The organism is Prosthecochloris sp. (genome assembly GCA_015482705.2).
Taxonomy (GTDB): Bacteria; Bacteroidota; Chlorobiia; order Chlorobiales; family Chlorobiaceae; genus Prosthecochloris.
This window is the reverse complement of the sequence record JADMLA020000009.1, coordinates 18,343-40,901: the sequence shown is the minus strand read 5'-3', so window position 1 is coordinate 40,901 and position 22,559 is coordinate 18,343. Positions and strand designations below refer to the sequence as shown.

Here is a 22,559-nt window from a genome sequence, read left to right as displayed (position 1 = left end):
TTACTACAGGACGATAACGATCGGCGTTGCTTTGGAAGTCTTCAAAGTGGGTGAGCAGATTGTTTACACGCCGAAACTCAAGCAGTACAGAGTCAATTTTACACGTGAAAATTCAGGGTTCGCTACTCGATGTGCAAGTCATAAAATCGTAGAAATTCATTTCGATTACGAATTTGCAGCGAATGCTTTCGATTACGAGGCTCTCGAGGATCCGGAGATCAGAAAATATCTGGATGATTTCATTCAAGCGCAGCGAAAAGCGCAGATTGACGAAGCGTCAACTTTTTTTGACGATGTTTTCCCTGTCAAGGATCCGGAAGTGTAAGGAATCCGTGTATTGTGTCAGCAGGCATGAATCATCGTGAATTCATGCTGCTGACAACAGTCGAAAAAAGAACGGCTCAGAAAACGAAAATGTCTGTTCAAACAACGGGGAATGTTCAATGAACCTGCAAAAGGCTTGTTTCTGTTATCACGGCAATCTGCCGTAATAACATTTGACAGTATCCACCTCGATCATCAACGCACAATAGTTGCACATAATACAGCGGGAGGCTGTTTGCGCGCCATCCTGAAACTTTCTGACGATATTCGGTTCTATAATGAACGGGCGGGACATGGAGACATAGTCGGTTGAGCCGTTTTCGAGTGCCGCTGAGATATCGGAAAGGTCATGGAGCCCGCCGACAGTGATAACCGGGATCGATACAGCTTTTTTTATCGATTGTGCCGCTTCGAGATTATAACCGTGTAAAGGTTTGGGGGAGCGCATGGCGAAATGAATAAACGGGGAGGCAACGGTTTTCATGAGTGTCGGCATGTTGTTGAACCTGAAGCTGCTTTTGAAGAGCGCCTCCATCGGAGGGTGTGAGCCTCTCATGATGGCGAGTCCATCTTCAACCACTCCGGACGATATTTCTATGGCGTCACAGCCATGGTGCTCAAGCAGACGAGCGATCTCGACAGCTTCTTCGACGCGCATACCGCCTTTTCTGTTATCGAAAGCATTGATTTTTGCCAGAACGGGATAGTTGCCGATTGTTTGCCGAATACGGTTTATTATTTCCGATACGATTCTGAGTTTGTTAACTGTTGATCCTCCCCATTTATCTCTGCGGCGATTGGTGTGATCCGAGAGAAACTGTGATAACAGGTAGCCATGTGCCAAATGAAGCTGAATGCCGTCGAAACCGGCTTTTTTCGCTCGTTCCGCAGCGGATACAAAGCTTTCGATAATGGCTTCGATTCCCCGGTTATCGAGTTCATGCGGCGTTTCTTCATGAAAGATGAAATCGTCGATAGGAGACGGGGCTACAGTAGGATGACCGGTTACCGCTCGTCTTGTCTGTCGCCCGCAGTGGGCGATCTGAAGAATGACAGGTGTTCCATATTCATGAATCCTATCGGTGAGGTTACGGTAAGCGGGTATCAATTCATCAGTATCGATCATCAGCATGCGTAACAAGCTGCTTTTGCCATCCTGCTGCACTCCGGCATATCCTGTGATGATTGCTCCCACACCTCCTTCAGCCAATCGTATATATAGTTTTTCAAGAGCATCTGTCGGTGTACCATGTTCATCAGCCATGCTTTCATGAGTGGCGGATCGGATGAAACGGTTTTTTAGTGTCATTCCTGCAATGGAGGAAGGCTCGAAAATGGAGGGTTTCATCTCATGCCAACTTTGCTATTGTTTGACTGCAAGAATCTGACGGGCATCGTACTGAAAAATCGATTCGGGATCGATGCTGAGTTTTTCGAACTCGTCGGATACTTTTTCAGGGATGTCCTGTTCGATCTTTCCGCGTTCGAGCAGGACAGATGCTCCGCTCAACAGGCATCGTTTCCACATATGAAGAAAATGTTTCCGCTCTCCACTGTCCGTCATTCGTTTGTCCATCATAACCGGTACCGGTCTGAAAGATCTGATGTTCAGACCGGCATCGATGCATGCCGACGCGAGATGGAGTCCGATATCTGGATTTCCTCCGAGTTCGCTTTGTAACCTGTTGAACGCTGCCCAATAATCGTTGATGGAAGGGCTGTGAGGATAAACATAGACGCCTTGATTGACCACTTCGGTGCAATAGAACTTACCACCCGGTTTGAGCACCCGCTTTATTTCCCGGATGACCGGTACGGGATCTGAAAGATGTTCGAAGACAAAGAATATATATGCACCATCAAAGGTATTGTCATTAAAGGGTAAATGGTCTCCAGCAGCGGTAAACAGTTCGACCGTTCCTCTCTGCACTTCGTCCGGCAGGTTTGCGAGTGCCTGCTCCACCTGCGAATATTCTTTGTCGACTCCGGTTATCTTTGCTGACTTGAAGCGTCCGAGCATGCAACGGATTTGCGCGCCGACCCCGCATCCTATCTCGAGGAGAGAGTCACACGGATCGAATGAAATTGTCGGATAGAGATACTTTTCAAGAAAATCTGCCTGTTCGAGTAGCCGCTGCCGTTCGGTATCGTTGTAAGAATGAATGTAGGACATAAAAGATTCATGACAAGAGACAAGAAACGAATAAAGAGAAATTCCGAAAAGCTTCTCAAATAAAAAAATTTACAGGAACCGAAGCTGTATCAGATCGATGATAAAAGAAGGAAAAAAGAGAACAAACACCGGTAAAGAAATGAGGGGAAGCAGAGCAGTTCGAGTCTGAAAATCAACAGTATCAGTGCAAGTATACACTCGGCCTGGTTTATAGGTAAATCTCAGGTTTCAGTTTCTTCGTGAAACGGTGCATCATGTAATTGACGAACCATACCCAGTTGACTGGTTTCCCTTTCATGCGTTTCATGATAGCACGACCCTTGTATACTTCACGTTGAAGTTTTACAAAATTTTCGAGCAGTTTTTCTCCTGACATCTTGGTAGGTTCGAACATATAGTGATATGTGTCATACTTGTCCCAGTCGAAATGCCGTAATCTCGTTTTCATTTCGTCGAAATAAGGTGTTCCGGGAAAAGGAGTTACAAGAGAGAAGACCGGAAACTCGATCTGGTTCTTCATGATGAAGTCATAGGTCATCTGAAAACTTTCGTCGCTTTCATTATCGAAACCGAACATAAAATAACCCTGAATGGCCACTCCGTTTTTATGAAGGTTCCGTACAACAGCTTCGTAGTTGCCGAGTTTATTGGACCCTTTGTGGACGCTTTTGAGAGTTTCGGGATTGAGAGATTCAAAACCGATGCTCATCAAATCGCAGCCCGAGCGCCCTGCAAGCTCAGCCACTTCCGGTTTGTGAAGGAAGTTCATGGAGATATTGGCATTCCACCGTATTTCAAGTTTTTCCATCTCTTCAAGCAGTTCCATAAAATACTTGGGTCTGAAACTGATGTTATCATCCATAAACGAGAAGCTCACTTTTTGCTTGCCGAGACGTTCTTGGTGGTAGCGCATTTCATCGAGCACGAAGTCGATTTCCCTGTATCGGTAGTTTTTACCGTAGATTGTCGGTGTGGTGCAGAAGTTGCAGCCTACAGGGCAGCCTTTTGTTGCCAATATGGGGATCAACGAGCTGTATTTCTTGGCACTTTTCGAGCGGAGTGCATAGCTGAAATCCGGATGACGCATCGATTCCATAGGTTTCAGCGCACAGGCGCGGTAAACCTCTTTCATTTTTCCAAGAATGACATCGGTCGCAAGTTCAGTCCAAACGGATTCTATCTCTCCATAGACGACGCTGGTACAGTGTGACCTTGCTTCGTCATGCAGCATGGTCGGGTGGACACCACCGAGAATGACGATTTTACCCTGTTTCCTCGCTGATTCTCCTATAGCGTATGCTTTTGAAGCATTCAAGGTACGGGATGTGATCGCAACGACATCAAAGCCGGAAAAATCTTCCGGTACTTCTTCACCGAGACGTTCATCGATAAATGCGACATCAAAAAGCTCGCCGACCAGCGTTGCAACCATCAACAGGTTGAGGGGCATGCTGACCGTTCCGGAATCAACCATCATGCTGGTGTTACTTGTTGGCTGGACAAGCAACCACTTTTTTCGGGATTTCTGTTCTGAGACGAGCTGTTTGAGATGCTCTTCCGAGTATATCGTGGAATCGGGTGAAAGGACAGTCTCAGGCTGATCGATCTGCATACCTACTGACATTACTGATGGTGTGAATTACAGCTGATTATGAACTACTAAGGTATGAAAAAAATCAAGAAAAACATGTATCCTAAAATTGGGCAAATGCTCATTTGTCGATATGACTAGATCCTTTTTTTCAGTACTGCTACCGTAAACCTGCTTACACAGACCAGCTTGTTTTCATCGTTGGTGATGCGGATATCCCAGACCTGGGAACGTTTGCCAAGGTGAAGCGGGGTTGCTTTGGCGTGAACATGACCTTCTCTGACAGAGCGTATGTGGTTTGCGTTGATTTCCTGCCCTACAATGAAAAAGTTTTCCCGGTCTATGCAGTACGACGCAGCAATACTGCCGATAGTTTCTGCCAGAGCGAGCGAAGCACCACCGTGCATGATGCCGATACGCTGGATCGTGCGGTGATCGACAGGCATTTTCGCTACCATGTAATCCTGGCCGATTTCTGTCATTTCAATGCCGATATGTTTCGCCATCTGGCCATCGATGATCTGGGTTGTATTGATATCTTCAACGGTTACCGGGACAGTGAAAATCGAAGGCTCGCTCATAGATGAAAAATGGTTTTGCGGAGAAATGTTCTTGTGGACGGCATCTGTGGTTGAGCGGGTGACGAGACTCGAACTCGCGACATTTTGCTTGGGAAGCAAACACTCTACCAACTGAGTTACACCCGCATAAGAAGAAAAGGCAAAAGGCAAAGGTGAAAAAGGTGGGCATGCCTAATGCTCGCCGATGTGATTCCAACAATTCAACAATGGTGGTGAGGGAGGGAGTTGAACCCTCGACCTCAGGGTTATGAATCCTGCGCTCTTACCAACTGAGCTACCTCACCTTCACAGGGCTGCTAATATACGAACAGTTAATCTATAACACAATGTTTTTTTGTCGTTTCAATTATTTTCGGGTGATTGAGTTTTCTGCTGTATCCGTAGCTTCGTGTGGATGGCTTCAGCAAGGTGTACATCTTCCGGAGTGGTGATTTTGATGTTATGATATCCCATTTCATAGATTTTTATATTCTGCTCAGGGAAAAATTTTTCCACCAGGGCGGCATCATCGGTTGCATAACATTGCTCTAATCTGGCGTGTTTATGGGCCTGGATCAGAGTTTTCGAAGCGAATCCTTGCGGTGTCTGTACCTGAAGCAAGCGGCTTCGGTCAAGCGTTTCGCCGAAAAAATCAGGATTGTCGGCAATGTACTTGATTGTATCTTTTGGTTTCGTGGCTGGTACGCAAGCTCCGTATTGTGTTGCGAGAGATACAATATCATCGATTTCCCAGGATTGAATGAACGGTCTTGCTCCGTCATGAACCAGGATGGCTTCAGGTGACTCGCCGGTTGAGGCTATCTGTTTTTCTATAAGGTCGATGCAGTTGAAAATAGAGTCCTGACGTTCTTTGCCGCCGGGTATGATGGACTCTATTTTGGAGAAGCCATACCGTTGTTTCATGCTTTCCAGTATTCCGATACTTTCAGGCTTTGTTGCAATAAAAACAGTATCGATGGAGTCCGCCTGCTCGAATGCGGAGAGTGTATGATAAATGACTGGATATCCTCCGATTTCGAGTAACTGCTTACTTTGACCTTTTTGCAGTTTCATGCGTTTTCCGATGCCGCTCGCTGCAATTATGGCATATGAACTCATGGTGCCTTGGTTTGTTTGAGACGCTTGCTGGATCAATTAATGAATAAACATCGCATCGCCATATGCCAGGAAGCGATAATCGCTTTTCAGGGCTTTTTTATAAGCATCCATCAGCAGTCGGTATTCGGCAAATGCACTGACCATCATGAGCAGCGTTGTTTCAGGCTGTTGAAAATTGGTGACGAGCGCATCGGTGACCTTGAACTGGTAGGGCGGATAGATGAACTTGTCTGTCCAGCCCTGGCCGAACTTGATTTTTCCCTCGACTGTCGCGTTGGCTTCAAGTACCCTGCAGGTTGTTGTTCCTACAGCGATAACCCTTCCGGACTTATTCAGCTTGGTTTCATTGATTTCCATTGCTGTCTGGTAGGGAATGTTGAAGTACTCGGAGTCCATCTTATGCTTGGAGACATCCTCCACCTCGATGGCATTGAACGAACTGAGGCTTGGATGAAGTGTCAACGGGAGTATTTTAACCCCTTTTTTCTTTATTGCTTCAAGCAGCGGCATTGTAAAGTGGAGACCGGCCATCGGAGCAACCACGGCACCTGTTTGAGATGCATAAACCGTTTGATAGTCTTTTCGATCGGAGTCATCCGGTTTTCTTGTGAAATAGGGCGGGAGCGGAACAGTGCCGATTTTTTCTACAAGATCGAAAACATCTATTTCTGGATTGAGAAACCGTATGGTACGGCCTCTTGATGTTGTATTGTCAACGACTTCGGCCACAACATCGTCTTGAAAATATATCTTGTTCCCGACACGTACTTTTCTGGCCGGGTCTACAAGAACATCCCACAAACCGGCCTCCTTGTTCAGCTCGCGTAAGAGAAAGACTTCGATTTTCGCATCGGTTTTTTCTTTCTGGCCGAAAATTTTTGCTGGAAAGACCCTGCTGTTGTTCAGAACGAGGAGATCGCCTTTTTTGAAATAAGAAACGATATCGGAAAAAACTTTATTATCGATTTCTTTTTTTCTACGGTTCAACACCATAAGCTTGCAGGTGTCACGGTCGTCGACCGGACGGTCAGCGATTCGGGTCTTCGGTAAGCTGTATCGAAAATTTGAAAGCCGCATAACGTAAGGGACAATAGGTCAAGAATATGGAAAAATAATGTGTTACTATATACCGTTTCCCGGCAAAAAAACAAACTGTAGAGATCGACAGAAGATTCTCGACTCTGAAAGAGAATCGTCGAGAATCCTTGTTTCTTTACTGGAGGGAGTCAGCAATTGCAGGATGCTTTTTCTCCTTTGGCTATCGTTACCTTATGGCCGGCAATAGTTGCCGAAACACTTTCTTCCTGGCTTTCCATAAGCTGTACGGTAATGGTTTGGGGGGTTATGTCCAAATGATACCAGTTGTTACGGAAACAGATCGTAAAGTCCAGCGATCTCCAATGCTCGGGAAGATTGGGGTGAACATTGAGCATGTCGTTGGTAAAGGAAATACCGGCAAAATAGCGGGTAACCGTGTCAAGGGTGCCTCCCATTACACCACAATGTATCCCTTCCTGGGTTGTTCCTCCTTGTGTATCCTCGATATCGCTTTTCAATGATTCGCTAAACCAGCGCCAGGCTGTTTCGTGCCCGTCATGGAGATAGCTCGAGATGATCGCATGAACTACCTTGCTGAGTGTCGAGCCATGACTGGTACGAGGTTCGTAATAGGTATAGTTGTCTCTTACCATTTTGACGGCATCATTGATACGATGTCCGTTGTTTTCAAGGATGTGCTTGACTTCCAACGGGGAAAGTGTATAGAACGTCATCAGTACGTCGGCTTGTTTTGCGACTTTATAATTGTCCGGTGAGTCACCTTCGGCTTTGAGGATTCTGTCCATACGGTGGATATTGCCGTACTTTTTCCTGTATTGAGCCCAGTCGAGTTCTTTGAGCCCCATATATCCATCGAATTGCTCGAGTATTCCGTCCTTCGTAAGAATGATATGCATGCTACTGCAGATCTTTTTCCACTCCTCGATTTCGTCATACCCGAGATTGATGTTGGTAACGAGCTTGTCCATCACCGACGGGTCGAGTGTTTCGGAAATTTCAACGGCTTTTTCTAGAAGCCAGGCAGTCATAATGTTCGTGTAGGCATTGTCTTTCAGACCTTCCTTATGGCTTTCCGGGAGTTTTTCATGAAACTCATCCGGTCCCATGACACCTTCGATATGATACTGATCGGTATCGGGTAGGTGTCTTGCGATGCCGGCCCAGAATCGGGCGATTTCAAACAGTATTTCAGCACCGTATTCTTCCAGGAAAACGGTGTCTTTTGTTTCATGAACATAGCGCCATGTATTGTAAAACACTGCAATTGAAACGTGTCTCTGGTTTCGGCTCAGGTCCGGGCCCCATGTGCCGCTTTGAGGGTTGTAATGGACAATCTGGGTTTCCTCGCTGCCGTCATCGGCTGTTTGCCAGGGGAACATGGCGCCGTTGAATCCATTTTCTCTCGCATATGCTCTTGCCGCATCGAGCCTGTTGTAACGATACATCAAGAGGGCCTTGGCTATATCAGGGAAATGGTGGATGAAGAACGGAAGGATGTAGATTTCGTCCCAGAAGATGTGGCCTCGATACGCTTCTCCATTCAGGCCTCTTGCCGGCATACCGGCATCGATGGACGGATTGTGCGGTGAAGCGGTTCCCAGAAGATGGTAGGTGTGAAAACGAAGTGCTTTCTGGCTGAAACGGTCGCCATCGATGGAAATGTTGCTTTTATCCCATATTTTTTCCCACGCTGAAGAATGGGCATCGAGCAGTTCGATGAAACTTCGAGCTTCACATATGGTTTTATCACCTGCTGCTTTAGGGTCGTCATGGTCGTTATCGAGGGAGGAATGATAGGTTACGAATTTTTCTATCGTACACTCCTGACCGCTTTCGAGCGGTACTTTGAAAAGTTCTGCGATATATCGAGGAGAAGATTCAATGTTTTTTTCAGCTGTTACCGGTGATCCGGATACCGTTATACGGCTTTTTGCGTGTGTCACTATCTGGTATTGGGAGCTGTTTGTCTGGACATGCAGGAATATTCCGTCGTCCGAAGTTCCGCTGTCGACATGTTCGAGATGATCGGATGCAAGAGCGCTATATCTTGCAACACCCTTGTTTTCGATGGTTCCGTCGATGGCGGCCCTGAATTCAATATCGCCGGTGTAATTGATCGGGAGAAACGAGAATTGCAGGGCACAGAGATGAGGATTAGCCATGCTTGCAAGCCGTCTGCTCGATATTCGGGTTATCCTGCCGAGATTGTCCTGAAAAACAATTTCACGGTTCATGACGGCGTTTTTGATATCGAGGTCCTGCCGGTAACTCAGAATTTTCTGATCGAAAGGATCTATGAAATCACCGCAGCATATTCTGAATTCTATGGGAAGCCAGTTGGGGCAGTTGACGAAATCGTTATTATAAATGGTTTCTCCATGAACTTCAGAAGGTATTTTGTTGAATATGCCCGCAAGATACGTTCCCGGGTAGTGGTGGAGAGATGCTCTGGATCCTTCGTATGCACCTCTTGTTCCAAGATAGCCGTTGCCAATGGCCGTCAGCGTTTCCCGTAACTTTTCCTCTTCAGGTTTGAAAGTGGCGTAACGAAGATTCCATCCGTCTTCGATCAGATCTTTTTCAAACCATTCAAAAACTTTTTCGACACGTATTTCGCCAAGATCTCTGACGACGATATCAGCTCCTTCTTCCTGAAGCTTCATTCCTTCGATTTCACGGGCAATACCGAGTACCAGGCCAAAATTTCCTGCAGACCCAGCCTGAACTCCGGAAATGGCGTCTTCCACGACAACACAGTCGTGGGGATGAAGGCCGAGATTGTCGGCAGCGGTTGTGAAAATATCGGGATTGGGTTTGCCTTTGAGTTTTAGTTCAAGAGAAACTTCACCATCCACTCTGGTTTCAAAAAGGTGTTCGAGTTTTGCAAGTTCGAGAATGAGTTTGCAGTTTCTGCTGGAAGATGCAATTCCGATCCGTACACCTCTCGATTTCAGTTCCTGTATGAAGTCGACGGTACTTTGAAATACCTCAGGGCCTTCTTTGATGAGGATTTCCGTGAAAACCTGGTTTTTTCGATTTCCGAGACCGCAAACCGTGGGCATTTCCGGTACATCGTCGATTTCGCCAAAAGGGAGTTCGATCTCTCGGGATTCAAGGAAACTTCTGACACCTTCCATACGAGGTTTGCCGTCGACATAATTCAAGTAGTCAAGACCGGGGTTGAACGGTACGAAGGGTTCATTGTTCGCTTCTGCGTATTCTTTGAGAAATTCGTTGAACATCGATTCCCAGGCGAGGCTGTGGATTTTTGCGGTTCCTGTCACAACTCCGTCCAGATCGAAAATGACACCTTTAAGCATAGTATAGTATTAGTATGAAGCCAGTTATTGAGATTTTATGAAAATAGAAACAGCTATTACAAGGAAAGCAGCCCCAGAATGGTAAGAAGAATGTCGGGCGATGGTACGATCATGCTCTTGGGGCAGATCTGCTGTACTTCTTTTGCCAGATTTTCGTCCCTGGTGACAAAAATGCTCCATACATCATCGCATAACTCAACGGCTTTTTTCAGCATGGGAATGTCTGAAGCGGTGTCCCCGCAAACGAGGTTCGGGCCGCATTCCGAGTCGATAGCAATTGTATTGCAGATAAACTCCAACCCGTCACCCTTGTCAAAATCTTTGACGGAATTATCCTCTTTCTGATCGATAGTGAGAATTATCTCGATATCGAGACCGGTATCCTCGATCCTGAAATTTCTGCATTCGGGATCGATCTCTTTAACTATGCTTTCGACCTTTTCAAGAAGAGCCGTTGATTCTTCAGGATTGATCGAGCAGGTGATGTCTTGCCGGGCGATAGTTGTTTGTCCGAACTTGAACTGCAGGGCCGAACCGATAAAATTGAATTTTTCCAAACACGGGTCCTCGAGCAACTGACGCATCCTCTCATTGAGCAGGTGTATGAGTTCCTGCTTGTGTTCGTCGATAGGGTAACTATGGAATTCTCCCTCAGGGTCGATGAACTCTCTGCCTTTCGATCCAGCATAGAAAAAAATGTCGCTGGGATTTATCGATACATTGAGGATCCCGAAATCTTTAAGCGGTGCCGAGGTGATGAAGATCGGATAGCGGCAACAATTTTTTGCGAATCTCGACAGGAATACGGAGTTATAAATCGGCTGAACGGATGAGCGGTACCTGCCGCAGTAATTGTTTGTCGTTCCGTCACGATCTGTAATGAATGCATTGAATGATTTGCCTCGAAGCATCCTGATGCCTTCATTCACATATTTTCGAAAATCGGGTATGAATTTCGCTAAATAATTGATGAAGTGATCTTCACCATATTCAAGGTAGTATATGTCTTTTTTCAACTCTCTGATCTCGTAGGTCAGGTCGACCTCGATCTGTTTCCTGCCGTCAAGCCGCAAGACTCTCTGTCCCGTATAGTCGTCTATATGAATCGTTTCGAGTGAGTAAAGGGCATTTTTCAGAGACTCGATACATTGCTGGCCAACGACCCTTTGCTTCATGATGTTACGCACTATGGGCTGGCGAAGATCACGGGTTTCGGATTTGAGCTGGTAAAGTTCTTTAAGCGTTCGGATGTCCTGAAGAGTGATGGGTGACGTACATGTCTCGAGTTTCTTTTCTTTCAGAATCAGTGTTTGCATGAGTTCCGGCTGCCTAAACAATGTTTTTTACAAAAATAAGACTAACAATCTAATAAAAGATCTGTTTAAAGGGTTTAGTTTTTGCGAAAAAGTAACGTTCGGCCGAAAACCCGATTTCTAATCTTATATCCGGCAGTTACAGATTGCTCAACACTTTTCGTGTTTTTCGGACTGTATCGGCTCATTCTGTTCGTTACTGCAAAAGGGAGCCAGCTTCTGAATTATTTTCGAGTGAATTTTCTGAGGCTCGTCACCGGCGTCCAGTAGTATGAAACGTTCATTGGTCTCGACAAGTTTCATGTAGCCTTCCCTTACCCGTTGATAAAAAGCGAGCCCCGAACTTTCCATTCGGTCGAGTTCACTTTCTTCGAAGGCGAGGGGGATCGACTTTTCGGAAAACTTTCTGATGAGGGCGTCTTCAGGAGAAATATCCAGGAAGAACGTAAAGTCGGGTGTTAAGCCGAAAGAAGATATGGCGTTGATCTGATGAAGCGTCTCGAGATCCAAGCCTCGGCCGTAACCTTGATATGCTGTTGTTGAATCGTAGAAACGGTCCAGAATAACAATTCTGTTTTGTCGCAGTTCAGGTACTATGATGTTCTGTACCAGTTCTGCACGGCTTGCGGAAAAGAGCAGGAGTTCGCCGATCGGTGTGATGTCATGTTTGCTTGCAAGCAGAAGGTCCCGGATTTTTTCGGCAACGGCAGTACCGCCAGGTTCCCGCAGGGTAAGCACTTCATGACCCTTTTCCGTTAGGAATTTTTTGAGCTTTTTTACTTGCGTTGACTTTCCAGCGCCATCGATGCCTTCGAAAGTAATGAGCATTGTCGAGGATTATTGTTCGTCGTTGAGAAGAAAGCGGACAACTTTGTTGCTGAATGATTCAGGACATTCAAGCATGGGAGAATGACCGCAGTTTTTGAAAATATACAGTTCCGAACCGGGAATTTCGTTGTGTACTATCCCGGCGACCGATGGTGAAATATACAGATCATGATCCCCCCATAAAATCAGAACCGGGATAGTCAGCTGGTCGAGCTGCTGGCGAAGTCCTGTTCTTGAAAAGTCAAGGTGTTTATAATTTCTGTTCAGAGCCATAATAGTTTCCATTGCATCTTTATCTCTTGAAATAGCGAGGTTTTTTTTGTAGGAAACATTGTTTACCTGTTCCGGGTTGTGAAATGCTGTTTTGAAGGCTTTCGATGAAACCGGTTCACTGGTAAATACCTTTTTCAGAACTTGTTTTATGCCCGGCAGGCTTATGCCTCTGACCCAACGGGGCGGTTCGGTAAAACCGTCGGTATTGCTCAGTACCAGTTTGTCGAAACTGCCAGGATAAAGAAGGGCGGTTGACAGCAAGTATTTACCGCCCATTGAATGGCCGACGGCAAAGATTTTTTCATTCTCGTTGTTACGGGTTTTATCCAGAAACTCTTTGATCAGTGAAGAGTAAAGTTCGAGTGAGTAAGCGATTTTTCTCGGCTTGTCCGATCCGCCGAATCCAAGCAGATCGAGTGCGAGAACTCTGAACGATCGTGAAAACAACGGGATTGTCTCTTCGAAAAAGTTCAAAGAACATGATATACCATGGAGTAAAAGTAATGTTGGTTTGGAACTGCCGGTGTCTATGAAACGATGTTTGTGACCGTCAAGGATGATAGTGCTGCTGTTGAATGGCATAGTGAAAAAGAGTTGTCAAACTGGTTTCAGGAGAAAGGGGTATTCGGCAACCCGAACGCTTTGAAAAACAAACAACAAGGCGGGTGGTGAAAAAGATTCCAGTACGTCAGAGGCTGGTGAATGAGCGACAGTTGCTCAGCCGGGTATTCGACGGTTTTAATGGGGTTGTCCCGTGGGACGTATCAAAACCTGATTCACATCAACATGCGGAGGCTGGCCAATGGCATACATCACCGCGCGAGCGATGTCATCAGGTTCCAGCTCTGGAGTGCCTGGCTTCGGTACGGCTCCCCAGAAAGGAGTATCGACGACTCCGGGCTCCAAAAGGGTCACACGGATACCTGTTCCGACCATTTCATTACGGACGGCTTGTGCAATGGCGCTAACAGCCCACTTGGTGGCAGAGTAAAGGTTGCGTATCGAAGTGATATGGCCGACGACCGAACCGGTAATGAGAAAGTGGCCTTTGGTTTTTACCAGTTCGGGTAAACATAACCGTGCGGTGACGGCAGCACCGAAAACATTGGTGAGCACCATTTCTCTCCACTCTTCGAATTTGTTTTCACCGCCGTAAAATGGTGAGCCTTTCGAAAATCCTGCATTGGCAAACACAGCATCGACCTGTCCATAGTATTCAAGAGTGGTCTCGAGCATATGTTGCTGAGCTTTCCAGTCCGAAACATCGCATGAGACGGCAATTGCATTGTCCGCACCCAGCTCATCACGCAAGGCTTCGAGTTTACCTGTCGATCGGGCGGTGAGTACAACCCGGTAACCTGAAGCTACTGCATGTCTTGCTGCAGCTTCCCCTATTCCGGTGGAAGCTCCCGTAACAAGAAGAACTTTCCGATTCTGCATGGCTCTTTATTTAAGAGATGTTTCGCTGATTATAACAACAGGCTTGATGGTTCGTATGAAGAAGGTAATCAGTTATCGTTGTTTTGCAAAAGGATCTTTCCTGAGGTAGCCGTTGGGGTGTACCATGTTCTGACATAATGGTGCTTTCTGATTTTTTTCGTGAAATGTACTTCTGTATTGAGGTATGTTTCGGTAAAAAACGTAATTTTATTTCCAGAGGCAAACAGCTATGTGACAACCCCAAACGGCACCCCTATGAAACGGTATAGTTATTTGCGGTTAGCACTCGACAAGGTTTTTATCTTCCTGCTGCTCTGTGTTCCGGTTTTATTGTCTGCGCAGCCGGCGATGTGCGAACATTCACCATCGTTACAATCCAAACTGAAATTCATGTATCCTCTTTCGGCCGAAAGAAACGGTATTGAAGGAGTCTTGCTCGGGAGGGTTCTTGTCGCTGAAAACGGTCATCCCGTCAAGGCGGAAATTATCAAGCGCAGTTCACCTGAATGTTGGGTGTTCGACAACGCTGTAATTTCTGCGTTGACGAAAGCGTCTTACAAGGCAGCGACAAAAGATGGTATTCCGGTGAGGCGCTGGCTCGATGTACCGGTTTGGTTTCGTCTGAAAGACAGTTCTTTGCAACCCTGGACGGCTTCAACATCCCCTGATGTTAGAAACGAAAAGCCTTTTGTGAGGATTCCGAAAAAACAGGCTCGTATTTTGCCTCTCGAGGACAGGAAGAGCTATGAAAGGACATATGTCAAGGTGCTGGACCGTGAAAAATTCGGTTTAGTCAAGGAGAAGAGGACTCATGGTCCGGTGCTGAAAATGCTTGAAAAGCCTTATTATCCGAAAGGTGCGAGACTTTCGGGTGCAGAAGGGGTTGTTTTTGTAAAAGTATCGGTCAGCAGAAACGGTACTCCGAAAAAGGCGGTTATAGTAAAGCATGATCCTTTCAATTGCAAGGTGTTTGATAAATCGGCGCACAAGGCGGCTATGGAATCGGAATTTTATCCTGCTCGCAGCAACGGTGTGGCGGTCGATGGGACGGTGACAATCGCAGTGCCGTATTTTTACGTGCAAAAATTTTCCGAACCTGTTTACTGTGAGATAAAAACCCTTGGTAATGCATCACTTTGAAAACGATATTTCCATTGTGTTCGGCGGGGCCGCGGGGCAGGGCGTACAGACAATAGCAGAAGCGCTCGTGAGGGTGCTGAAAAGAAACGGGTATTATGTGTTTGCCTGTACTGAATTCATGTCCCGTATCAGGGGCGGGAGCAATTCCACGGAAGTAAGGGTTACTGCTCGAAAACGCGGAGCGTATGTGAGCAAAATAGATTTTCTGGTTGCACTCAATGCAGATGCAATCGATCATCTTCAAGACCGCATCGGTGAAACGACTCTTGTTTTTGCCGAGAAAAAGCATCTCGAAGGTAAAGATATTAGCGGTTTTATCGATACACCCATTGCTGAATTCGCTGAAAAAGCGGGAAGCAAGATATTTTCGAACACCGTTGCGGTCGGAATTGTACTTGGCCTGCTTGGGATTTCAATCGATGCATTTTCAGTATACCTCTCAGAGCAGTTTGCCACAAAAGGAGAGGATGTTGTCGCAAAAAATATTACGGCAGCGAAACTCGGATACACTTTTGGCAAGGAGACGGCGGCTGAAAAACGGATCGAGGTAACGATCGATCCGGTTGAAGAACAGCCTGGTGAATTACTGATCGATGGAAATACGGCAGTAGGAATCGGAACGGTTGCTGCGGGATGCAGTTTTATTTCTTCCTATCCCATGTCCCCGGGAACCGGCCTTTTGACGTACCTTGCCCATAATGCGGAGGACTTCAATATTGTCGTCGATCAGGCAGAAGATGAAATTGCCGCTATCAATGCTGCGCTTGGGGCATCGTATGCAGGAGCACGATCAATCGTTACCACTTCGGGTGGTGGCTTTGCTCTCATGGAAGAAGGGGTGAGCCTTGCCGGTGTTACCGAAGTACCTGTTGTTGTTCACCTTGGCCAGCGGCCTGGCCCTGCGACAGGACTGCCGACACGCACCGAGCAGGCTGATCTCAATCTGACATTATATGCAGGTCATGGAGAGTTTTCGCGAGTTATCCTCGCTCCCGGCACGTTTGCCCAGGCAATTGAGCTGATGCAGAGGGCTTTTCATCTTGCCGAGAAATACCAGACAGCTGTCTTTGTGCTGACCGATCAATTTTTTCTTGATTCCATTGCCGCAGTGGATGAGTCGGATATTGTCAGGCTGCCGTTAGAACGTTATATCGTCAGAACCGATGAAAAGTACAAAAGATATTCTTTGACGGGAGATGGCCTTTCGCCCAGGGGGGTGCCTGGCTATGGTGACGGCATCGTCAAGGTCGACTCTCATGAACATAATGAAAGTGGTCATCTGACCGAAAACTTTGAGTTACGACGAAAAATGGTGGAAAAAAGGTTGAAGCGTCTCGAGTATCTTGCCGAAGAGGCGTTGATGCCGGAACTGTTCGGGGCTGCGGAAGCGAAAAATGTCGTCGTTGCCTGGGGCTCGAATAGGGGAGTTCTCGAGGAAGTGATCGATAATTTTCAGCGGAAAGATCTTTCCGGTTTACACTTTTCACAACTTTTTCCATTGAACATGGCGGTAAAAAAACAGCTCGAGGGTAAGCATATCATTGTACTTGAAAACAATGCAACAGGTCAGTTTGCAGATTTGCTGATCCGTGAATTCGGTGTGCCTGTTTCAAAGAGGATTCTGAAAGTGACAGGTGAACCGTTCTCGGTTGAAGAGGTTGTCGAGGTACTACAGGAGGTGTGACATGATCGTCAATCCATTCGATATGCAGGTCAAGACTATGGGCTGGTGCCCCGGTTGCGGTAACTATAAGTTGCTCGATGCACTCAAGGAGGCGCTTCATCATCTTGCTCTCGATCGCAGGAATCTCGTAATCGTATCCGGTATCGGACAAGGGGCAAAAACGCCGCAGTACGTCAATGCGCATATGTTCAACGGACTGCACGGCCGTGCATTACCGGTCGCTATGGGTGTGAAGCTTTCAAACAGGAACCTTGTCGTTATTGCTGAATCGGGTGACGGGTGCATGTACGGAGAAGGAGGTAACCATTTTCTGCATGCTATTCGCCGTAACTGCGATATAACGGTTATTGTTCATGACAATATGGTATACGGTCTGACAAAAGGGCAGGCCTCTCCGACATCACGTTTGGGTATGAAGACTTCACTTCAACTCAACGGTGTTCTGCTTGAACCGTTCAATCCTATTGCAGTTGCGATTGCTCTCGATGCGCCGTTTGTTGCACGGGCAAATGTCGGCGACGGCAATCAAACCAGGGAGATTATAAAACAGGCAATCGCATTCAAAGGGTTGTCTGTCGTTGATATTTTCCAACCCTGCGTGATATTCAACAAGGAGAACACCTATCAGTGGTTTAAGGAAAATACCTACTATCTGTCTGACGATTACGATCCGTCTGATCGTCGGCTTGCTTTCGAAAAAGCCATCGAAACGCCCAAATTTCCTTTGGGGATTATCTATCGCCGGGACGGGCGTGAACTATACGAGGATATGCTCGGCATAACCCATACTCCTGCTTATGAGCATACAGTTGCAGACGCAGCGTTTGCAAAGATGCTGAAGGATTATACGTAAACGTACTTTCCTGCGGGCTTTTTCTCTTTCCTGCCTTTTCTTCTTGCTGTCACGACCTCTTTGCCACGGCATATTTCTTCAACCGACAACCTATACGGTTCGACAGAGGTTTCCTGCAAACTTTCTTCTTTGCGTCGTATGCCGGTTTCCTTGAAAAGCAAATTTGCTTTTCAAACGTCATCGAATAAAGGGGAAAAGATGCTTTTTGAGAAAAAAAATAAAAAAGATGTTGATTGTACGTCAAAAAGTACTTTGCTTTGTGAAGTGTTTGGTTAAAATTCGAAATGTTTTCATTAATTTATATGACGAAAAACGTTATGAGAATGTCCCCTTATGCTGTTCAATAGAATTATCTCATGACTTAATGGCAATGATATCAATAACATATCATGAGGGACGAAAAACAAGCTCTTTCCCTGCAGTTTGCTGAACTGGAAGCTCTTCGGTTGAAGGTCGCTCAACTTGAGAGTGTCGGCTCCATTTGTAAAGCGACTACCCAGAAAATCAGGGAGAGTGAAGAGCGGTTCCGGCAACTTTTCGAAAATATTAGCAGCGGTGTCGCTGTTTACGAGGTGCTGGATAACGGTAATGATTTCGTTTTCCGGGATTTCAACAAATCGGCCGAGAAAATCGAAACTATCGCAAGGAAGGATGTTATCGGGAAAAGTGTTCTGCAGCTGTTTCCGGGGGTGAAGGAGTTCGGGCTTTTTGACGTTTTTCAGCGTGTATGGAGAACGGGACAGCCTGAGCATCATCCTGTTTCGATGTATGAGGATGAGAGGGTCGTCGGTTGGAGAGAAAACTACATTTTCAAGTTGCCAGATGGGGATATCGTCGCGGTTTACGATGATGTGACTCGCGAAAAGCAGTTCGAGGAAAAACTGAAGACCATCAACAAGGCTATCGAGCAGAGTCCTGCAGCGGTTGTAATAACCGACCGTGAAGGTAATATCGAATATGTGAATCCGAAGTTTACCGCTTTAACGGGTTACACTCTTGAAGAGGTTTCGGGGAAAAATCCGCGTATCCTGCAGTCGGGTGAAATGCTTCAGGATTTCTATCAGCGTTTGTGGCAAGCCATTCTTTCAGGCAAGGAATGGCGTGGCGAGTTTCTCAATAGAAAGAAAAACGGTGAACTTTACTGGGAAGATGCGAGCATATCACCCGTGATCAATGAGCAGGGACGCATAACCAATTTTGTGGCGGTAAAGGAGGATATTACCGAAAAGAAAAAATTATGGGGTCAACTGATCGATGCGAAAGAGAAAGCCGAGGAGAGCGACCGTCTGAAATCATGTTTTCTTGCGAATATAAGTCATGAAATACGTACCCCGATGAACGGTATCCTTGGTTTTTCCAAGTTGTTGAGAGAACCTCTCTTGTCCGGAAAAGAAAAAGAGCAGTATATAGAGCTCATTCATGAAAGCGGAAAACGTATGCTTTCAATAATCAATAATCTCATCGATATTTCGAGAATCGAAACCGGTGAATTATCGCTCTATCCGGATAAGACCAGCGTCAATAAAATCATTGAAAAAATACATGCTGATTTTTTTGAACAGGCACAGGAGAAAAACCTCACTTTTTCCGCTGAAGCCGGTCTTTCTGCAAAAGAGAGTCTTATCGTGACAGATAAGGTCAGACTCAGCCAGGTATTGTCGCACCTTGTCGGCAACGCCTTGAAGTATACACGTGAAGGGGAGGTGGTTTTCGGTTACAGGAAAGAGGGTGAGATGCTGGAGTTTTATGTCAGGGATACAGGCATTGGTATACCTGATGATCAGCAAGGGAAAATTTTCGAACATTTCAGACAGGTTTCGCTCGATGCAACACGTGAATATGAAGGCGCAGGATTAGGGCTCAGTCTCAGTAAAAAACTTGTAGAAATGCTTGGTGGAACGATACGGGTTGACTCGATTCCCGGAAAGGGAAGCTCGTTTTATTTTACGATTCCCTACGACAGCCATTTGGTTTCGAACCCCCTTTTGAAGCAGGATATGCAAGAAGACGCTAACGGTATGTTTTTTTCAGGGCTTCCTGTTTTGGTTGTCGACGACGATTCTATAAGCCGCTTACTGTTGAAAGGCATATTATCGAATCAAAAGGTGAATGTGATTCTTGCGAAAAACGGCAAGGAAGCTGTTGAAAAGGTTCAGAAAGTACCTGATATCCGTATTGTGCTCATGGATATGAAGATGCCCGTGATGAACGGGTATGAGGCGACAAGCCGAATAAAAGAGATTCGCCCGGAATTACCGGTCATTGCACAGACTGCTTTTGCCGATCCGGAGGAAAAAGCAGCGGCAAAAAAAGCTGGATGCGACGTTGTTCTTGCAAAACCGATCAACTCATCCGAGCTGTTGGCTGAAATACAACGTTACGTCTAATGTTTGCCTTTTCTACGAAACATCCATGGTGGTATGGCATGTGGGTCGGACCATATACCTGCTTTTACCGTTCGGGCACTGTCTTCGAGGCGGGCAAGAGACGTATCGCTTGAATGGTATTTATAATGCCATGCGAGTCCGTGGCGGACAAGTTCTTCGTTCAGGCACACTGAATCAATGTAGACCCAGGCAACCCTTCTGCCGTATCTGTCCTTATCGACTTCAACAAGCCTTATCTCTCCTCTCTGAAGCATTGTGCTGGTAAACCTTTCCGCTTTTCGATACAATGGTTGTTTTTGCTCAGGGCAGTCTATGCCGTAGAGTCTGATTTCAAGTTCTTCATTGTTTCTTGTCAGGGTGAAGCTGTCACCGTCGGCAATGCGTAATACTTTGTAATTTCCGCTATCTCTATCTACTCTCGGTAGAAACGAGATAACAGCGGCAATGAGTAAAAACAACAACGTCAAGAGAGTTTTTTTTTGTTTCATCTTTTGGTGTAAGTATTGCTGGAAAAGGCGAAAATTATTGTTATGGTATATGTTTTCAAGCTAATTGAAATTTTACGAAAGTAGCATATGGTTCTCCTGACAGTAGAGTCGATAAGTAAACAATACGGTTTAAAGAAGCTTTTCGGTGATGTCTCTTTCGGTATAGATGATAAAGACAAGGTTGGTATTATCGGAACAAACGGCAGCGGTAAAAGTACGCTTCTGAAAATACTTGCCGGAAAAGAACTGCCCGATTCAGGTACCATGATGATGGGAAGGCAAAGCCGTATAGCCTGGTTGCCCCAGGATTCTCCCTACAGTCCCGATGATACGGTACTGGAGGCGATATTGAAATCGGATGAAAAGGAGCTGCGGCTGGTTTATGAGTACGAGAAGGTTTGCAAAGCGCTTGAAGAGAGAGGCGGCCAGGGGGAAAAGTTGATTGAAAAGATGACCAATCTCTCGCATCAGCTCGATATTAACAATGCGTGGGATTTGGAAGCACATGTGAAAGGAGTGCTTGGAAAACTTGGCCTGCATGATGTATCGGCAAAAATGGGCACGCTATCGGGCGGACAGCGTAAACGTGTTGCCTTGGCGCATGCGCTTGTCATACCTAGCGACGCCCTTATTCTCGATGAACCTACCAACCATCTCGATGCTGACAGCGTCGAGTGGTTGGAGAACTATCTCAAGAGATACCAAGGTGCATTGGTTCTGGTTACCCATGACCGGTATTTTCTTGATCGGGTGGTCAATCGTATGATCGAGCTGGATGGAATATCGGCAAATGTTTTTACCGGAGGATATGCAAGCTATTTGCAGCAGAAAGCCGAGCAGGAGGAGCAGGTCGCTCGGGCTGATCGAAAACGAAGAGCTCTTGTCAAACAAGAGCTTGCATGGCTTCGAACAGGTTGCAAGGCTCGAACGACGAAGCAGAAAGCACGAATCCAGCGCGCTCAATCACTTGTTACAGAACGGGGCGTTACCGAAAAGGAGACGCTGGATATTGGTTTTGGTTCTGAACGTCTCGGAAATAAAATTATCGAACTCCATGGAGTTTCGAAATCCTGGGACGGCAAGCCGTTGATTTCATCATTTGAGTACCTGTTACAAAAAAGGGATAGAATAGGCATCATCGGACCCAATGGCTCTGGTAAAACAACGCTTCTCGATCTTATTACGGGTAGAGTATCTCCTGAAAAAGGCCGGATCGAAACAGGGCAGACAGTAAAGATAGCGTACTACGATCAAATGAGCAGCGGCCTCGATGATGCCATGCGGGTGATTGACTATATCAAGGAAGAAGCTGAGCACATAACGCTCAGTGATGGAAGCGTACTTTCCGCATCGAAAATGCTGGAGAAATTTCTTTTCGATCCATCTGTTCAGTACAATCTGATCGGGAATCTTTCCGGGGGAGAACGGCGGAGGCTTTATCTGCTCAGAAAGCTCATGATGTCTCCCAATGTGCTGCTGCTCGATGAGCCGACAAATGACCTCGACATTCCGACATTGCAAATACTTGAAGATTTTCTCGATCTTTGGCCGGGTTGCGTCATAACGGTCAGTCATGACCGGTATTTTCTCGACAGGGTGGTCGAGCACATTTTTGCTATTGAGGAAAATGGACGGATTAGAGAGTATCCCGGAAACTACAGCGTTTATCTGGAGATGAAAGCGGTACAGGATGTGGTGAAAGAAGAAACGACAATCGATGTTCCTGGTAGGGTATCGAGAGAAAAAAGCAACGATACCGGTCCTCGAAAGCTCACCTACAAAGAGCGGCGTGAACTTGGTTTACTGGAGAAGAAGATCGCTGAAGCCGAGGAACGTCAGGCCTTGATTTCTCTGCAATTGAATGATGCCGGATCGGATTTCGATCAGGTCAGACAACTGAGCGACGAACTCCAATCCTTACAGAATCAGCTCGAGGAAGATATGGTTCGGTGGGAGGAGCTGGCTGCACGAGAATAAGGGATGTAACAGGCAATGAAATTGTAGAGT

Annotated in this window: 17 protein-coding genes, 2 tRNA genes and 1 pseudogene; 6 read left to right on the top strand and 14 right to left on the bottom strand. The window is 46.2% G+C overall.

All coding sequences use genetic code 11. From position 1 onward, the window contains the following. A pseudogene (locus QZ209_RS02055) lies at window positions 1-325 on the top strand (hypothetical protein); the annotation flags it as partial. A gap of 147 nt (window positions 326-472) precedes the next feature. Here the strand turns inward: QZ209_RS02055 and QZ209_RS02050 are convergent. From QZ209_RS02050 to QZ209_RS01990, 13 genes are all read right to left on the bottom strand, one after another. After that, window positions 473-1,672: an NADH:flavin oxidoreductase gene (locus QZ209_RS02050; protein ID WP_294344225.1), complete on the bottom strand. Its 1,200-nt coding sequence runs from the start codon at window positions 1,670-1,672 to the stop codon at window positions 473-475. 15 nt (window positions 1,673-1,687) lie between these two features. Next, window positions 1,688-2,497: a class I SAM-dependent methyltransferase gene (locus tag QZ209_RS02045; RefSeq protein WP_294344223.1), complete on the bottom strand. Its 810-nt coding sequence runs from the start codon at window positions 2,495-2,497 to the stop codon at window positions 1,688-1,690. Between the two features lie 208 nt (window positions 2,498-2,705). Then, window positions 2,706-4,109, bottom strand: coding sequence for a radical SAM protein (locus QZ209_RS02040; protein WP_294344228.1), 1,404 nt, complete (start codon window positions 4,107-4,109; stop codon window positions 2,706-2,708). Window positions 4,110-4,225: 116 nt separating this feature from the next. Beyond that, window positions 4,226-4,669: a hotdog fold thioesterase gene (locus tag QZ209_RS02035; RefSeq protein ID WP_294344220.1), complete on the bottom strand. Its 444-nt coding sequence runs from the start codon at window positions 4,667-4,669 to the stop codon at window positions 4,226-4,228. Between the two features lie 53 nt (window positions 4,670-4,722). After that, window positions 4,723-4,795, bottom strand: a tRNA-Gly gene (locus QZ209_RS02030). An 81-nt stretch (window positions 4,796-4,876) separates the two neighbouring features. Next, window positions 4,877-4,953: transfer RNA gene (locus tag QZ209_RS02025), tRNA-Met, on the bottom strand. 58 nt (window positions 4,954-5,011) lie between these two features. Continuing rightward, on the bottom strand, window positions 5,012-5,767 hold the full coding sequence (gene ispD, locus QZ209_RS02020; protein ID WP_294344217.1) for a 2-C-methyl-D-erythritol 4-phosphate cytidylyltransferase: 756 nt from the start codon (window positions 5,765-5,767) through the stop codon (window positions 5,012-5,014). Between the two features lie 36 nt (window positions 5,768-5,803). Further along, window positions 5,804-6,844: a tRNA preQ1(34) S-adenosylmethionine ribosyltransferase-isomerase QueA gene (gene queA, locus QZ209_RS02015; protein WP_294344214.1), complete on the bottom strand. Its 1,041-nt coding sequence runs from the start codon at window positions 6,842-6,844 to the stop codon at window positions 5,804-5,806. A 149-nt stretch (window positions 6,845-6,993) separates the two neighbouring features. Further along, window positions 6,994-10,146: a beta-phosphoglucomutase family hydrolase gene (locus QZ209_RS02010; protein WP_294344211.1), complete on the bottom strand. Its 3,153-nt coding sequence runs from the start codon at window positions 10,144-10,146 to the stop codon at window positions 6,994-6,996. A 56-nt stretch (window positions 10,147-10,202) separates the two neighbouring features. Further along, window positions 10,203-11,462 carry a trehalose 6-phosphate synthase gene (locus QZ209_RS02005; RefSeq protein ID WP_294344208.1) on the bottom strand — a complete coding sequence of 420 codons (1,260 nt, stop codon included), beginning with the start codon at window positions 11,460-11,462 and terminating at the stop codon, window positions 10,203-10,205. Between the two features lie 147 nt (window positions 11,463-11,609). Then, a complete protein-coding gene (gene tmk / locus QZ209_RS02000; RefSeq protein ID WP_294344205.1) occupies window positions 11,610-12,287 on the bottom strand; it encodes a dTMP kinase in 678 nt (225 codons plus the stop codon). Window positions 12,288-12,296: 9 nt separating this feature from the next. Then, window positions 12,297-13,142: an alpha/beta hydrolase gene (locus QZ209_RS01995; RefSeq protein ID WP_294344202.1), complete on the bottom strand. Its 846-nt coding sequence runs from the start codon at window positions 13,140-13,142 to the stop codon at window positions 12,297-12,299. A gap of 156 nt (window positions 13,143-13,298) precedes the next feature. After that, window positions 13,299-14,000: an SDR family oxidoreductase gene (locus QZ209_RS01990; protein ID WP_294344200.1), complete on the bottom strand. Its 702-nt coding sequence runs from the start codon at window positions 13,998-14,000 to the stop codon at window positions 13,299-13,301. A 255-nt stretch (window positions 14,001-14,255) separates the two neighbouring features. Here QZ209_RS01990 and QZ209_RS01985 point away from each other — a divergent pair, with 255 nt between their 5' ends. From QZ209_RS01985 to QZ209_RS01970, 4 genes are all read left to right on the top strand, one after another. Further along, window positions 14,256-15,140: an energy transducer TonB gene (locus tag QZ209_RS01985; protein ID WP_294344198.1), complete on the top strand. Its 885-nt coding sequence runs from the start codon at window positions 14,256-14,258 to the stop codon at window positions 15,138-15,140. Next, complete coding sequence (locus QZ209_RS01980; RefSeq protein WP_294344194.1) at window positions 15,127-16,824, top strand: 2-oxoacid:acceptor oxidoreductase subunit alpha; 1,698 nt, start codon at window positions 15,127-15,129, stop codon at window positions 16,822-16,824. The genes QZ209_RS01985 and QZ209_RS01980 overlap by 14 nt, the downstream gene beginning before the upstream one ends. Before the next feature lies 1 nt (window position 16,825). Beyond that, entirely contained in the window at window positions 16,826-17,677 is an 852-nt protein-coding gene (locus QZ209_RS01975; RefSeq protein WP_294344192.1) for a thiamine pyrophosphate-dependent enzyme, read from the top strand. Window positions 17,678-18,066: 389 nt separating this feature from the next. Beyond that, window positions 18,067-20,064, top strand: a complete 1,998-nt coding sequence (locus QZ209_RS01970) for a PAS domain S-box protein (RefSeq protein ID WP_294344188.1) — start codon at window positions 18,067-18,069, stop codon at window positions 20,062-20,064. On the opposite strand, the gene QZ209_RS01965 is transcribed toward QZ209_RS01970, so the two are convergent. Beyond that, window positions 20,061-20,552 (bottom strand): thermonuclease family protein, encoded by a 492-nt coding sequence (locus QZ209_RS01965; RefSeq protein WP_294344184.1) that lies wholly within the window; start codon window positions 20,550-20,552, stop codon window positions 20,061-20,063. The two genes, QZ209_RS01970 and QZ209_RS01965, sit on opposite strands and share 4 nt — an antisense overlap. A gap of 87 nt (window positions 20,553-20,639) precedes the next feature. Here QZ209_RS01965 and QZ209_RS01960 point away from each other — a divergent pair, with 87 nt between their 5' ends. Next, window positions 20,640-22,529, top strand: a complete 1,890-nt coding sequence (locus QZ209_RS01960; protein ID WP_294344182.1) for an ABC-F family ATP-binding cassette domain-containing protein — start codon at window positions 20,640-20,642, stop codon at window positions 22,527-22,529. The last annotated feature ends 30 nt before the right edge of the window (window positions 22,530-22,559 follow it).

Coding starts and splice junctions, on each gene's coding strand:
- QZ209_RS01960 (WP_294344182.1), top strand. CDS start 20,640: ATGGTTCTCCTGACAGTAGAGTCGATAAGTAAACAATACGGTTTAAAG.
- QZ209_RS01975 (WP_294344192.1), top strand. CDS start 16,826: ATGATCGTCAATCCATTCGATATGCAGGTCAAGACTATGGGCTGGTGC.
- tmk (WP_294344205.1), bottom strand. CDS start 12,287: ATGCTCATTACTTTCGAAGGCATCGATGGCGCTGGAAAGTCAACGCAA.
- QZ209_RS01965 (WP_294344184.1), bottom strand. CDS start 20,552: ATGAAACAAAAAAAAACTCTCTTGACGTTGTTGTTTTTACTCATTGCC.
- QZ209_RS02040 (WP_294344228.1), bottom strand. CDS start 4,109: ATGCAGATCGATCAGCCTGAGACTGTCCTTTCACCCGATTCCACGATA.
- QZ209_RS02010 (WP_294344211.1), bottom strand. CDS start 10,146: ATGCTTAAAGGTGTCATTTTCGATCTGGACGGAGTTGTGACAGGAACC.
- QZ209_RS02050 (WP_294344225.1), bottom strand. CDS start 1,672: ATGAAACCCTCCATTTTCGAGCCTTCCTCCATTGCAGGAATGACACTA.
- QZ209_RS01970 (WP_294344188.1), top strand. CDS start 18,067: ATGAGGGACGAAAAACAAGCTCTTTCCCTGCAGTTTGCTGAACTGGAA.
- QZ209_RS02005 (WP_294344208.1), bottom strand. CDS start 11,462: ATGCAAACACTGATTCTGAAAGAAAAGAAACTCGAGACATGTACGTCA.
- queA (WP_294344214.1), bottom strand. CDS start 6,844: ATGCGGCTTTCAAATTTTCGATACAGCTTACCGAAGACCCGAATCGCT.
- QZ209_RS01990 (WP_294344200.1), bottom strand. CDS start 14,000: ATGCAGAATCGGAAAGTTCTTCTTGTTACGGGAGCTTCCACCGGAATA.
- QZ209_RS02035 (WP_294344220.1), bottom strand. CDS start 4,669: ATGAGCGAGCCTTCGATTTTCACTGTCCCGGTAACCGTTGAAGATATC.
- QZ209_RS01980 (WP_294344194.1), top strand. CDS start 15,127: ATGCATCACTTTGAAAACGATATTTCCATTGTGTTCGGCGGGGCCGCG.
- ispD (WP_294344217.1), bottom strand. CDS start 5,767: ATGAGTTCATATGCCATAATTGCAGCGAGCGGCATCGGAAAACGCATG.
- QZ209_RS01985 (WP_294344198.1), top strand. CDS start 14,256: ATGAAACGGTATAGTTATTTGCGGTTAGCACTCGACAAGGTTTTTATC.
- QZ209_RS02045 (WP_294344223.1), bottom strand. CDS start 2,497: ATGTCCTACATTCATTCTTACAACGATACCGAACGGCAGCGGCTACTC.
- QZ209_RS01995 (WP_294344202.1), bottom strand. CDS start 13,142: ATGCCATTCAACAGCAGCACTATCATCCTTGACGGTCACAAACATCGT.